Source organism: Paraburkholderia ferrariae NBRC 106233, from assembly GCF_000685035.1.
In the GTDB taxonomy this organism is placed as follows: Bacteria; Pseudomonadota; Gammaproteobacteria; order Burkholderiales; family Burkholderiaceae; genus Paraburkholderia; species Paraburkholderia ferrariae.
In genome coordinates, this window is sequence record NZ_BAYB01000005.1 from 68,026 (window position 1) to 80,873 (window position 12,848).

The following is a 12,848-nucleotide window of genomic DNA, read 5'->3' on the forward strand; positions in this document are numbered from 1 at the left end:
CGGATTTTCGTTAGAAGCTGTTTCGGATGCGGCGCACCGGAATTGGCTTTGCCGCCAGCCTGATACATGACGGCCCGGAGGGCCAAGGCAGGAGGGGACAGGTTCTAAACTGGATTGGAGCTTAACGCTGCGAGGCGCCTGGCCGACCCGGCTCAGCAGGGCTGAGGGGCGCAGACCACAAGCGCAGCGCGTATTGTAGCGCAATTTGTTGCGCTGCGCCAGAACTGTATGTCAGATTCATTTCACGGCGGGATCTGGCCGGGTTTGGGGCCGCTTTCCCTCGTTTCCGGCGCCGCGGCAGCGCTGCCGGCGGCCCGGTGCAAAGGCGCGCCCGGGCCGTGAGGTCTTCAGCTTGCCGCGCCGCTCTTGAGCGACTCGACCAGCTCGACGTACTGCGTCCTGGCAGTGTCCTGCGCCGTGCCCTGCAGTGCTGCCCAGGCGTCGTACTTGTACTTGCCGACGATATCGGTGAAGCCCGGCTTGTCGCCGTGCACGTCGCCTTCGGTCGCCTGCTTGAAGAGGGCGTAGAGGCGCAGCAGCGTCAGGTTGCCGGGGCGCTCGGCGAGTTGCTGCACATCGGTTTGGGCTTGTTCGAACTGGGCGTTGATGTCGCTCATTGTTTTTTCCTCCACTGGTTGCGTCGGGAACTGCGTCGGGAACTGCCTCGGAAACCACATCTCGGAAACCGAGCGCCGATGGTAGCAGCGCACTCCGGCCTGCGGCTGGAGCGATTCCTCCAGAGCGGGCGGGAACGGGAGGGAGCGGCGCGAAGTGCACGGCGCAGGCGATGCGGCTTGCACGGACCGTGCCCGGCATGGGAGGAGAGGAGGCGCCGCATTACAATAGCGGTCATGACCGACACCGTGCTGCTTGCCCTCGATACCTCGACCGAATTCTGCTCGGTCGCGCTGCTGCGTGCCGTCGCTTCCGGCGGCGGCGCCCCCGACTCCCAACCGTACGACGAAGTGGCCGTGTGGGTGCGCCACGAAGCCACCGGCGCCGTGTCCAGCACGCGGCTCTTGCCGGCGATCGGCGAACTGTTCGACGAAGCCGGACTCGCGCTCGCCGACTGCCAGGCGATCGCGTTCGGCTCGGGCCCGGGCTCTTTCACGGGGCTGCGCACGGCAACCGGCGCGGCGCAGGGGCTCGCGTTCGGGCTCGATATTCCGGTGGTGCCCGTGGGCACGCTGCTCGTTTGCGCCGAGAGCGCGCGGCTGCGCGACCCCGCCGCGACGCGCGTGCTCGCGGCGCTCGACGCGCGCATGGACGAGGCCTACTGGGCCGAATACGCATGGGACGCGGCGGCCAGCGACTGGCGCACGGTGCATCCGGCCGCACTCGATGCACCGGAGCAGATCGCGGCGCCGGCCGGCCCCTTCACGCTGGCGGGCAATGCGGCTGCCGCGTTCGGCGCGCGCCTCGCGGCAGCGGCAACGGCCCGCTCGATCGATGCAGAGGCGCTGCCGCATGCGCTGCCGCTCGCGCACGCCGCGCTGCGAGCGTTCCGCGCGGGCCGCACGCTGCGCGCCGACGAGGCCGCGCCCGAGTACGTACGCAACAAGGTCGCGCAGACCACGGCCGAGCGGCTGGCGGCGAAGGCTGCGGCGGGCGGCGGGGCGGGGGGCGACGCAGCCGGCGGGGAGCGTCGATGAGCGGCGTGCTGATGACCGACCGCTATCTGTCGCCGATGACCGAGAGCGACCTCGACGAGGTCGCCGTCGTCGAAAAAACCGCCTACGAATTTCCGTGGTCGCGCGGCAATTTCGAAGACTCGCTGCGCAACGGCTACTACGGCATCTGCATGCGCCACGTGACGGGCACGCTGATCGGTTATTGCGTGCTGATGCCCGTGGTGGACGAAATGCACCTGCTGAATCTGTGCGTGGCGCCCGCCGCGCAAGGGGTGGGGGCGGGGCTCGCCTTGCTGCGCGAAGCCGTGCGCGTCGCCCACGCGCAACGGCTTGAGGGGCTGCTGCTCGAAGTGCGGCCGACCAACCACCGGGCGATACGCCTTTATGAGCAATTTGGCTTCGTGACGATCGGGCGCCGCAAGAACTACTATCCGGCCCGGCATCACACGCGCGAAGACGCGATTGTGATGCGTTTTTCTTTTGCAGAGGAGGCCGCCAATGGCGCTCGATGAACTCGCGCTGGAAGAACTGGGACTCGCGCCGCGCTGGGTGAGCCGGGGTACGCAGGCCCTGGCGGGCGTAGAGACGGCGCCTGCCGTAGCGGCGCGCGAGGCGGCTGTGCCTGATACGTCCAGCAGCCCCGCGGTTGAGCGCGATCGCGCGGAGGCGGCCACTCCGGCGCCTGTTACGCGTCCGGTGGCGCGCGCCGCGAGCGACGATCTCCCGGTTTCGACTTCGGCTAAAGATGCTGTCCCGTCGCCGGCTGGGGATGATGCTGGCGTCACGCTGCCCGCACTGGCTGCCCAGTCCGCACAAGCGGACACCGGCCGCACGCCATCCGCACCCGACGAACCGCCGCCGCTCGCCGAAGACGACTTCGCCTGGTTCGACGCCGTTTCGTCCGCCTCCGCCGGTGCGCCGGAAATCGCGGCTGCTCCGGCCGAGCCCCGCAACGACGTGGCAACGCTCGACTGGGACGCGCTCGCCGAACGCGTCGCGAGCTGCACACGCTGCCGCCTGTGCGAAAAGCGCACCAACACCGTATTCGGCGTGGGCGACCGCGAGGCCGACTGGATGGTGATCGGCGAAGCGCCGGGCGAAAACGAAGACCGCCAGGGCGAGCCCTTCGTCGGTCAGGCGGGCAAGTTGCTCGACAACATGCTGCGCGCGCTGACGCTCTCGCGCGTCGAGAACGTCTATATCGCGAACGTGCTCAAGTGCCGGCCGCCCGGCAACCGTAATCCCGAACCGGACGAAGTCGCGCGCTGCGAGCCCTACCTCAAGCGCCAGGTGGCGCTCGTCAAGCCGAAGATCATCGTCGCGATGGGGCGCTTCGCCGCGCAAAGCCTGCTGAAGTCCGACGGCAGCATCGCTTCGATGCGGGGTCGTGTGCACGAGTACGAGGGGGTGCCGGTGATTGTGACGTACCACCCTGCCTATCTGCTGCGCAGTCTGCAGGACAAGTCGAAGGCGTGGGCAGACCTCTGTCTCGCGCGCGATACCTTGCGCGCGGCCGGTGGCGGCCAGTGAGCGCTGCGCCGCCCGCGGACGACGCCGGTTTATGGACGTCAGGGGCGTCATGCACGCCCGGCAGTCTCGACGGGCTGACCGATCCGGCCGTGCGCGATCTCGCGTGGCTGCTCGCGAGTCCTTCCCTGCTGCGCGCGCAGCCGCCGCTCGCGCCGCTTGCCACGCCGTGGGCCACGACTGGCGAGCTGCACGCTACCACGCAGTGGCTTCGCGAACTTGACCGCGATCCGGCGCGTCTGCATGAAGTGCTCGATTCCGGCCGTCCGCGGCGGCTCGGACGCTATGCCGAACGCTTGCTCGCCTGGTTTCTCGAACACGGTCCGGCGGGGCGGCTCGTCGCGGCCAACGTGCCATTGCGGCGGGCCGGCGTGACGCTCGGCGAATGCGACTTTCTCGTCGAAGTATCCGACGGGCGGCGCCTGCACTGGGAGCTCGCGGTGAAGTGCTATCTGCACGCGGGTGGCGCCCAGGGGCGGCTGGCGGACTTCGTCGGCCCCAATCTGCGCGACCGCTTTGACCGCAAGCGCGCGCATCTGCTCAATCATCAGTTGCGGCTTGGCGAGCGCGAGGAGTTTCTGGCGCTCGGCCATGCGGGGCCGTGGCTCCCGCAGATGTTCGTCAAGGGCTGGCTGTTCTATCAGGCCGGGGCGCTCGCGCAAAGCGGGCAGGGCAAACCGCCCGAGCCGCCCGAACTGGCACCGGACCACGGGCGCGGCTGGTGGGTGACGCAGGCAGACTGGCCCGCGTTCGCGGCGCACCACGGGGCGTCCGGCTGGAGCGTGCTGCCGCGTCTTGCGTGGCTGGCGCCGCGTCGGCTCGCCGGAGGGGAATCGGCGCCGATGGAAAGGGAGGCAGAGGCGAGGGAGGCCGGTACGGGTTATCGCGCAGCCGTGGCCGCTCCGGTCGATTCCCGCGCCCTGCTTGAGCGCTTGCCGCGTCCTGACGAGCCCGTCGTGGTCGCGGCTTTCGTCTCAGATGGAGCGGGCGGCTATCTTGAACGATCGCGTGGCTTCATCGTTCCCGACGACTGGCCCGCACGCGCCCAGGCTTTCGCGCGCGACTAGCGTATCGAACGGGGCGCCGGGCGCACCCAGCCGCTCACCACCAGCGATGGAAATGATGCACCGGCCCCACGCCGTGGCCGACATCCAGGCGCTCGCTCGCTTGCAGCGCGCCGGTGAGGTACTGCTTGGCATCCGCCACGGCGTCGGCGAGGTTCGCGCGCTGCGGCCAGAGCGCCGCGATGGCGGAGGACAGCGTGCAGCCGGTGCCGTGCGTGTTCGTGACCGGCACGCGCGCGCCGCCAAGGCGCAGCGTGCCGCCGGCCTCGATGAGCCAGTCGGGGCTCTCGGCGCCCCCCAGGTGGCCGCCCTTCATGAGCACCGCCTGCACGCCGAGCGCCCGCAGCGCTTCGCCTTGCTCGAGCATCGCGGCCTCGTCGCCGGCGGGTGCGACGCCGAGCAGCGCCGCCGCTTCGGGCAGGTTGGGCGTGACGACGCCGGCGAGCGGCAGCAATTCGTCGCGCAGCGCCGCCACGGCTTCGGGCGCGAGCAGCGCGTGGTTGCTCTTCGAGATCATGACCGTGTCGAGCACGATGCGCGCCGGCCGGTGGCGGCGCAGCGCATCGGCGACGGCGCGCACGATGGGCGCATTGGCGAGCATGCCGATCTTCACGGCGTCGATGCGGATGTCCTCGAACACGGCGTCGAGCTGCGCCGTGACGAATGCCGGATCGGGCGCATGGATCGCCGTGACGCCGCGCGTGTTCTGCGCGGTGAGCGCGGTGATCACGCTCGCGCCATAGGCGCCCAGCGCCGAGAACGCTTTCAGGTCGGCCTGGATGCCCGCGCCGCCGCCCGAATCGGAGCCGGCGATCGTGAGGACGTTGGAAATCGATGAGGTCATGGCAGCGTGAAAGGCGAAAGGGCGCGCGCCCGGCGGGTCGGGCGCCGTGTACAAGGCCAGGTGTGACGAAACGGCGACTGGAGTGGGATCAGTGGTGATTTTCGCCGATCAGCGCGACGGAGTCGAACGCGCGCTGATTGGCCTGATGGCGGCGCATCACGAGCCACATCATGAGGCACACGAACGTGCCGAACAGCACGATCACGATGGTCACCGGCACGTCGAGCCAGACGAGCACCGCATAGAGGCACAGCATCACGAGCACCGAGAGATTCTCGTTGAAGTTCTGCACGGCGATGGAGTGGCCGGCCGAAAGCAGCACGTGGCCGCGGTGCTGGAGGAGCGCGTTCATCGGCACGACGAAAAAGCCCGAGAGGGCGCCCACCACCATCAGGAAGACATAGGCCAGGAGGAGGTAGCCCGGCACGTGCATATGGCCGAGGCGCAGGCCCCAATGCGGCGGAAAGAGATTGCGCGTATAGAACGCCATCAGCATCACCGCGAGACCCATGATGATGCCCACCGGCAGCACCGAGAGCGACTTCTTGAGCGGTATGCGCGCGGCGGCGATAACCGCGCCCGCAGCCACGCCCACGGCGACCACGGCCTGCAGGATGGCGCCTTCCGAAAGCGACATGCCGAGCGACACTTCGGCCCACTTGAGCACGATGAACTGCAGCGTGGCGCCGGCGCCCCAGAAGAGCGTCGTGACCGCGAGCGAAATCTGGCCGAGCTTGTCGTGCCAGAGCGTCTGGAAGCAGTCGGCGAAATCGGTGATGAGACGGATGGGGCCGCGCTCCTGGCGCGGGTAGCGGGCGCCGGTGTCGGGAATGCGCAGATTGAAGAGGGCGGCGACGACATAGATGCCCATGATGACGAGCATCGCAGCTTCGGCGGGGGTGTGGATCGAGGCGGGGGTGTGGCGGATCACATGCGAGGCGATGTGCGGGCTGATGAGCGCGCCGCCTAAAACGGTGCCGAGGATAATCGAGCCGACTGTCGTGCCTTCGATCCAGCCATTCGCGGCGACGAGGCGCTCAGGCGGCAGCAGCTCGGTCAGAATGCCGTATTTGGCCGGCGAGTAGGCCGCGGCGCCGAAACCGACCACGCCATAGGCGAACAGGGGATGCGTGCCGAACAGCATGAGGCCGCAGCCCAGGACCTTGATCGTGTTCGTGATGAACATGACGCGGCCCTTGGGGCGGGAATCGGCAAAGGCGCCGACGAAGGCGGCCAGAACGACATAGGACAGAACGAAGAACAGCTTGAGCAGCGGCGTCATCCAGTTCGGAGCCTGGAGGTCTTTCAGCAGTGCAATTGCAGCGATCAGGAGCGCATTGTCGGCCAACGACGAAAAAAACTGCGCGGCCATGATGGTGTAAAAGCCTTTTTTCATCTGATGCGATGCTGTCCTCGCTGCGGTCCGTCCGCCCCGGACGGGTGGGAGGCATCCGGGCTTATTACGTTCGAAATGGGTTGTGCGCAGGGCTTTATATCATGAAAATAGCTGCATTCGGACTAGCAGATTCCTTGACCGCCCTGCGGGCCGGCCTTCCGGGGGCTGAAAACGCACTGTAAGCTCCTGATTCGAAAGCGCCTTTACGAAAATCTCCCATGCCTCGCCCCCTCTCCGCCACGATTCATACCGCCGCTCTCGCCAACAATCTCGCAGTCGTCCGCCGATACGCGCCGAAGTCCAAAATCTGGGCCGTGGTCAAGGCCAACGCCTACGGCCACGGGCTTGCCCGGGCGTTTCCGGGCCTGCGCGCCACGGACGGTTTCGGGCTGCTGGATCTCGAAGAAGCGGTGAAGCTGCGCGAGCTCGGCTGGGCCGGACCGATCCTGCTGCTGGAGGGCTTTTTCCGGCCCACCGACATTGACGTGATCGACCGCTACAGCCTCACCACGGTCGTGCATTCCGACGAGCAGATGCGCATGCTGGAAATGGCGCGTCTTTCGAAGCCGGTCAATATCCAGCTGAAAATGAACAGCGGCATGAACCGGCTCGGCTATACGCCCGAGAAGTACCGCGCCGCCTGGGAGCGGGCGCGCGCCTGCCCCGGCATCGGCCAGATCACGCTGATGACGCACTTCGCCGACGCCGACACGCCGCGCGGCGTCGGCGAGCAGATGGCCGCGTTCGAACGCGGCGCGCAAGGCATTGCCGGCACGCGCAGCCTCGCGAATTCGGCGGCCACGCTCTGGCACCCGGCCTCGCATTTCGACTGGGTGCGGCCCGGCATCATCCTGTATGGCGCTTCGCCCTCGGGTGCGGCGTCGGCGATCGACGGCGTGGGCCTGCAGCCCGCCATGACGCTCGCCTCCGAACTCATCGGCACGCAGAACATCGCGGAAGGGCAAACCGTCGGCTACGGCTCGACCTTTACGGCGCGCAAGCCCATGCGCATCGGCGTGGTGGCGTGCGGGTACGCGGACGGCTATCCGCGCATCGCTCCCGAGGGCACGCCCGTGTTCGTGGAGGGCGTGCGTACCCGCGTGGTCGGCCGCGTGTCGATGGACATGCTCACCGTCGATCTGACGCCGGTGGCGGGCGCGGGCGTGGGCGCGCGCGTCGAGCTCTGGGGAACCAACCTGCCGATCGACGACGTGGCCGAGGCGTGCGGCACGATCGGCTACGAGCTGATGTGCGCAGTGGCGCCGCGCGTGCCGGTGCGGGCGGAATAAGCGGTGGCCACGCGCAACATGGCAAAGGTCAAGACGCTGTATACGTGTACCGAATGCGGCGGCCAGGCACCCAAGTGGCAGGGGCAGTGCCCCGCCTGCGGCGCCTGGAACACGCTCGTGGAAAGCCTCGCCGAACCGGCGGGCGGACACCGCTTCCAGTCGCTCGCGAAGAGTGCGCCGGTGCGGCGCCTCGCCGACATCGAAGCCTCCGACGTGCCGCGTTTCACCACCGGTGTCGGCGAGTTCGATCGCGTGCTGGGCGGCGGCCTCGTGGCGGGCGGCGTGGTGCTGATCGGCGGCGATCCGGGCATCGGCAAATCGACGCTGCTCCTGCAATCGCTCGCGCAGATCGCGGCCGAGCGCCGTGCGCTCTATGTGAGCGGCGAGGAGTCGGCGGCGCAGATTGCCTTGCGGGCGCAACGCCTTGCGCTGCTCGATCCCGGCTCGAAGGCGAGCGAGCTGCAACTGCTGGCCGAAATCCAGCTCGAAAAGATCCAGGCGACCATCGAGGCCGAAAGACCCGATGTCGCCGTGATCGACTCGATCCAGACCATCTATTCCGAGGCGCTGACCTCGGCGCCCGGTTCCGTCGCCCAGGTGCGCGAGTGCGCGGCGCAGCTCACGCGCATCGCTAAGCAGTTGGGCACGGCGATCATCATGGTCGGGCACGTGACGAAGGAGGGCAATCTCGCGGGCCCGCGCGTGCTGGAGCATATCGTCGATACCGTGCTGTACTTCGAGGGCGACACGCATTCGTCGTTCCGCCTCGTGCGCGCGTTCAAGAACCGCTTTGGCGCCGTGAACGAGCTCGGCGTGTTCGCCATGACCGAGCGCGGGCTGCGCGGCGTGGCCAATCCGTCGGCGCTCTTTCTCTCGCAGCACGAGCAGAGCGTGCCGGGCTCGTGCGTGCTCGTGACCCAGGAGGGCTCGCGGCCGCTCCTCGTGGAAGTGCAGGCGCTGGTGGATACCGCTCAGGTGCCCAACCCGCGGCGCCTCGCGGTGGGTCTCGAGCAGAACCGGCTGGCGCTGCTGCTGGCCGTCCTGCACCGGCACGCGGGCATCGCCTGCTTCGATCAGGACGTGTTCCTCAACGCCGTCGGCGGCGTGAAGATCACCGAACCGGCCGCCGACCTCGCCGTGCTGCTCGCAATCCATTCGTCGATGCGTAACAAGCCGTTGCCGAAGGGTCTGATCGTTTTCGGGGAAGTCGGCCTTGCCGGCGAGATCCGACCCTCGCCGCGCGGGCAGGAACGTCTGAAGGAAGCGGCGAAGCTGGGGTTCTCGTGCGCGCTGATTCCGCGTGCGAATGCGCCCAAACAACCCGTGGAAGGACTCACGGTGGTCGCCGTCGAGCGCATCGAAGAAGCCATCGACAAGGTCCGCACGCTGGAGTGAAGCCGGGTCATCTCGCGTGAACTGGCGCGTAATGATTAGTAACAACCCTGGTACACACTGTAACCTGGTCGATTTGCGATTTGCCTATCCTTGGCCGCATGTTCAACCCGCGTCCAGCGGAAAGGATGGCGTCTTGAGACAGACTGATATGTCCGCCGGCGATCGTTCGATCGTCGTACGCGGCTGCCGGGTTTCCGAGCCGCTCGTGCAACCTTGGGGCAGCAGTTGCCGCATCGTCGAGTGGATCGACAGCGATGGGCGCATATCGCGCCGTGTGGTGGCCGGAAACGTTACCGCTGCGCAGGTGCGCAGCACCATCGCGCACCACGTGGAAGGCCGCAAACACGTGCTTTACGACGATGAGCGCTCGCCACGGCAAACCTTGCCGCGGCGTTAGCGAAAAAATGGGCGCACCGGGCGCCCATTTTCATTTGCGGGGCCGCCGGGGCGCGTTGCCCGATCAGCCCCAGGGACCGTAGGTGAAGGGCTTGTTGCCGTCGGGGGAGCTGCCAGGTGCGCCCGGTGTACCGCCTGCTCCCGCTGTGCCCGCTGTGCCCGCTGTGCCCGCTGTGCGGGCTTGCGGGCCGGCTGCGCCGCCGGGTCTTTGCATGCCCGTACCCATGCCTGGCTGCGGCTTGAGCGCTGCCTGGCGCGCAGCGGCGCTCGCGGCCAGACTCTGCTGGAGTACCTCGGGGTTGAAGAGCGGATGCCTTGCTGCCTCGCCAGGCGTGAGAACCGGCGTGGCGCAGCAGTCGATGGGTTCGAGCCGGTCGATCCACGTTTGCAGCGGCTCCGCTTCGATAATGGCCGCGAGTTCGCGCGCGAGTGTCACCGCGTCCGCGCCGCCGATCGCCTGGCCGAGGCTCCAGTGCCGCTCCATCCAGTCTTCGCGCCCGAGCGCGCGGCACAGCGCCTGCCAGAATTTCAGTTCGAGCGCGCCCACCGCAAGCCATCGCCCGTCCTGGGTGCGGTAGAGGTTGTAGCAGGGCACCCCGCCGTTGAGGAGGCCGCCGCCGGGCTGAAGGGCGGCCGCGTCGTCGTTGGCGAGCGCCACCTGGGCGACCACGTTGTTCGCATAGCTCGCGTGGGCCATCGAGATATCGATGAAGCGTCCCTCGCCGCCGCGCCCGACTTGCCATAGCGCGGCGAGGATCTGCGTGACGGCCGTCAGCGCGCCGCCCAGCAGGTCCGCAATCTGGAAGTTGGGCAGCACGGGCGCGCCGTCGCGTCCGGCCAGTTGGTCGAGCACGCCCGCATAGCCGATGTAGTTGAGATCGTGGCCGGCCCGCTCGGCAAACGGGCTGTCTGCGCCATAGCCGCTGATCGCGCAGTACACGAGTTTGGGATTGATCGCGCGCAGCGCCTCGTAGCCCACGCCCAGCCGGTCCATCACGCCCGGCCGGAAGCTTTCCACGAGCACGTCCGCGTCGCGGGCGAGCGCGAGCAGCACGGCGCGCCCGCCTTCGGACTTCAGATCGAGCCGCGTTTCGCGCTTGCCGCGATTGACGAGGCGGTAGAACGCGCCGGGCCGTGCGGCGACTTCGTCGGCGGCGCTCTGCATCATCATGCGGGCGGCGTCGCCGGTGCCGGGCGGCTCGATCTTCAGCACGTCCGCGCCCATTTCGGCGAGTCGCAGCGTGGCGACCGGGCCGGGCAGCAGCATGGTCAGATCAAGAACGCGTAGGCCCTGCAGTGCGGCGGGTGACGACACTCATCTCTCCTTGACGGGCGCAGCGCGTGCGGCGCGGCTAACCGATCTGCTCCAGTTCCTCGTGCGCATCGAGCCATTCGGCTTCCAGCGTTTCGAGTCGCGACTGCACTTCGGCCTGGCGGCGGATCGCCTCGGTCAGGCGGGTTTTCTGCTCGGGCTCGTAGCTGGCGGGATCGGCAACGAACGTATCCAGCGTTCCTTTTTCGGCATTGAGCGTGTCCATTTCCTTCTCGATCTTGCTGATCTTCGCCTGCAGCGGCTTTTTCAGGTGCGCGAGCTTCTGGCGCGTTTCCGCTTCCTGGCGGCGCTGCTCCTTGCGGTTGATGCCCGCGTCCGCTGCGCCGGCGCCCGCGCTGTCCTGCTTGAGCGCCGCGCGCTGCTCCGCGGCGTGCTGGAGGAGCCAGTCGCGGTAGTCGTCCAGATCGCCGTCGAACGGCTGCAGCCGGTGCTTCGCAACCAGCATGAACTGGTCCGTGGTCGCGCGCAACAGGTGCCGGTCGTGCGACACGAGGATCAGCGTGCCTTCGAACTGCGCAAGCGCCATGGTGAGCGCATGGCGGGTTTCGAGGTCGAGGTGGTTGGTCGGTTCGTCGAGCAGCAGCAGGTTCGGTTTCTGCCAGATGATGAGCGCCAGCGCGAGCCGGGCTTTTTCGCCGCCCGAGAACGGCGCGATGGGCGCCGTCGCCATCTCGCCCGGGAAGTTGAAGCCGCCGAGGAAGTCGCGCAGTTCCTGCTCGCGCGTATCCGGCGCGAGGCGCGCAAGATGCTGCAGCGGCGAGTCGTCGGGGCGCAAGGTTTCGAGCTGGTGCTGCGCGAAATAGCCGATCTGCAGCCCCTTGCCCGTGCGCAGTTCGCCCGAGAGCGGCGCGAGCGTGTTGGCGAGCGTCTTGATCAGCGTGGATTTGCCCTGACCGTTGGCGCCCAGCAGGCCGATGCGCTGGCCGTTCTGGATCGAGAGCGCAACCCGCTCGACGATGGGCGTTTCGCTGCCGTCTTCGGCGCGGTAGCCGCAGCGCACGTCTTCCATCACGAGCATGGGGTTCGGCGCCGAATCGGGGACGCGGAATTCGAACGTGAACGGCGAGCTCGCATGCGCGGGCGCGATCAACTCCATCCTCTCCAGCGCCTTCACGCGGCTTTGCGCCTGGCGCGCCTTGGTGGCCTTCGCCTTGAAGCGGTCGATGAAGCTTTGCAGGTGCGCGACCGTCTTCTGCTGCTTCTCGTAGGCACTCTGCTGGAGGGCCAGTTGTTGCGCGCGCAGGATTTCGAACTGCGAGTAGTTGCCGCCGTACCGTTTGACCTGCTGGTTCTCCAGATGCAGCGTGACGTTGCAGACCGAATCGAGGAATTCGCGGTCGTGCGAGATCACGACGAGCGTGCCCGGATAGCGATGCAGCCAGTCTTCGAGCCAGACGATGGCGTCGAGGTCGAGGTGGTTCGTGGGTTCGTCGAGCAGCAGCAGGTCGGAGCGGCACATCAGCGCCTGGGCGAGGTTCAGGCGCATGCGCCAGCCGCCCGAGAAGCTCGCGACCGGCGCGCGCGTTTGTTCGAGCGTGAAGCCCAGGCCGAGCAGCAGGGCTTCGGCGCGTGCCGGGGCCGTGTAGCCGTTGGCGTCGGCAAAGGCGGCGTGAGCCTCGGCTTCGGCGGCACCGTCGTGCGCGGCCGAGGCGGCGGCGATGCGCGCTTCGATCTCGCGCAGCGCGGCGTCGCCGTCGAGCGTGTAGTCGAGCGCGCTGCGATCGACCGCCGGCGTTTCCTGCGCGACGTGCGCGATGCGCCAGGACGGCGGCAGCGAGAAGTCGCCCGCGTCCGCATGGAGTTCGCCGCGCAGCACGGAGAACAGCGTGGATTTGCCCGCGCCGTTCGCGCCGACGAGGCCAGCCTTTTCGCCGGGGTTCAGCGTGAACGAGGTCTGGTCGAAAAGCGGCTTGGTGCCGCGGGCAAGACTGAATTGATTGAAGCGGATCACAGCAGCGCCAGCAGGGGAGAAA

12 protein-coding genes are annotated in these 12,848 nt (G+C 68.0%); 7 read left to right on the forward strand and 5 right to left on the reverse strand.

Annotation, left to right across the window (positions count from 1 at the left end):
• Positions 1-347: 347 nt before the first annotated feature.
• Entirely contained in the window at positions 348-617 is a 270-nt protein-coding gene (locus tag BFE01S_RS05955) for an acyl-CoA-binding protein (protein ID WP_028224680.1), read from the reverse strand.
• 234 nt (positions 618-851) lie between these two features.
• Here BFE01S_RS05955 and tsaB point away from each other — a divergent pair, with 234 nt between their 5' ends.
• From tsaB to BFE01S_RS05975, 4 genes are read left to right on the forward strand one after another with little or no spacing between them, the layout of a single operon-like run.
• A complete protein-coding gene (gene tsaB / locus BFE01S_RS37640) occupies positions 852-1,652 on the forward strand; it encodes a tRNA (adenosine(37)-N6)-threonylcarbamoyltransferase complex dimerization subunit type 1 TsaB (RefSeq protein ID WP_042337273.1) in 801 nt (266 codons plus the stop codon).
• Entirely contained in the window at positions 1,649-2,143 is a 495-nt protein-coding gene (rimI, locus tag BFE01S_RS05965) for a ribosomal protein S18-alanine N-acetyltransferase (RefSeq protein ID WP_028224681.1), read from the forward strand. The genes tsaB and rimI overlap by 4 nt, the downstream gene beginning before the upstream one ends.
• Entirely contained in the window at positions 2,130-3,161 is a 1,032-nt protein-coding gene (locus BFE01S_RS05970; protein WP_028224682.1) for a uracil-DNA glycosylase, read from the forward strand. Before rimI ends, BFE01S_RS05970 begins: the two co-directional genes overlap by 14 nt.
• Positions 3,158-4,225, forward strand: a complete 1,068-nt coding sequence (locus BFE01S_RS05975; protein ID WP_028224683.1) for a DUF1853 family protein — start codon at positions 3,158-3,160, stop codon at positions 4,223-4,225. Before BFE01S_RS05970 ends, BFE01S_RS05975 begins: the two co-directional genes overlap by 4 nt.
• Positions 4,226-4,259: 34 nt before the next feature.
• On the opposite strand, the gene thiD is transcribed toward BFE01S_RS05975, so the two are convergent.
• Together thiD and lplT are read right to left on the reverse strand one after the other, a co-directional pair.
• The gene (gene thiD, locus BFE01S_RS05980; protein WP_028224684.1) at positions 4,260-5,066 is read right to left on the reverse strand and encodes a bifunctional hydroxymethylpyrimidine kinase/phosphomethylpyrimidine kinase; all 807 of its coding nucleotides are present in this window, start codon (positions 5,064-5,066) and stop codon (positions 4,260-4,262) included.
• 88 nt (positions 5,067-5,154) lie between these two features.
• On the reverse strand, positions 5,155-6,462 hold the full coding sequence (gene lplT, locus BFE01S_RS05985; RefSeq protein WP_028224685.1) for a lysophospholipid transporter LplT: 1,308 nt from the start codon (positions 6,460-6,462) through the stop codon (positions 5,155-5,157).
• Between the two features lie 218 nt (positions 6,463-6,680).
• Here lplT and alr point away from each other — a divergent pair, with 218 nt between their 5' ends.
• The 3 genes from alr to BFE01S_RS06000 all read left to right on the forward strand — a co-directional run bounded on the left by alr (position 6,681) and on the right by BFE01S_RS06000 (position 9,543).
• Entirely contained in the window at positions 6,681-7,751 is a 1,071-nt protein-coding gene (gene alr, locus BFE01S_RS05990; protein ID WP_028224686.1) for an alanine racemase, read from the forward strand.
• 18 nt (positions 7,752-7,769) lie between these two features.
• Positions 7,770-9,146: a DNA repair protein RadA gene (radA, locus tag BFE01S_RS05995; RefSeq protein WP_028224687.1), complete on the forward strand. Its 1,377-nt coding sequence runs from the start codon at positions 7,770-7,772 to the stop codon at positions 9,144-9,146.
• A 148-nt stretch (positions 9,147-9,294) separates the two neighbouring features.
• A complete protein-coding gene (locus tag BFE01S_RS06000) occupies positions 9,295-9,543 on the forward strand; it encodes a DUF2866 domain-containing protein (RefSeq protein WP_042337274.1) in 249 nt (82 codons plus the stop codon).
• A gap of 63 nt (positions 9,544-9,606) precedes the next feature.
• Here the strand turns inward: BFE01S_RS06000 and BFE01S_RS37645 are convergent, their stop codons facing one another.
• Positions 9,607-10,857, reverse strand: a complete 1,251-nt coding sequence (locus tag BFE01S_RS37645) for a CaiB/BaiF CoA transferase family protein (RefSeq protein WP_245621040.1) — start codon at positions 10,855-10,857, stop codon at positions 9,607-9,609.
• Between the two features lie 37 nt (positions 10,858-10,894).
• A complete protein-coding gene (locus BFE01S_RS06010; protein ID WP_028224689.1) occupies positions 10,895-12,826 on the reverse strand; it encodes an ATP-binding cassette domain-containing protein in 1,932 nt (643 codons plus the stop codon).
• Between the last annotated feature and the right edge of the window lie 22 nt (positions 12,827-12,848).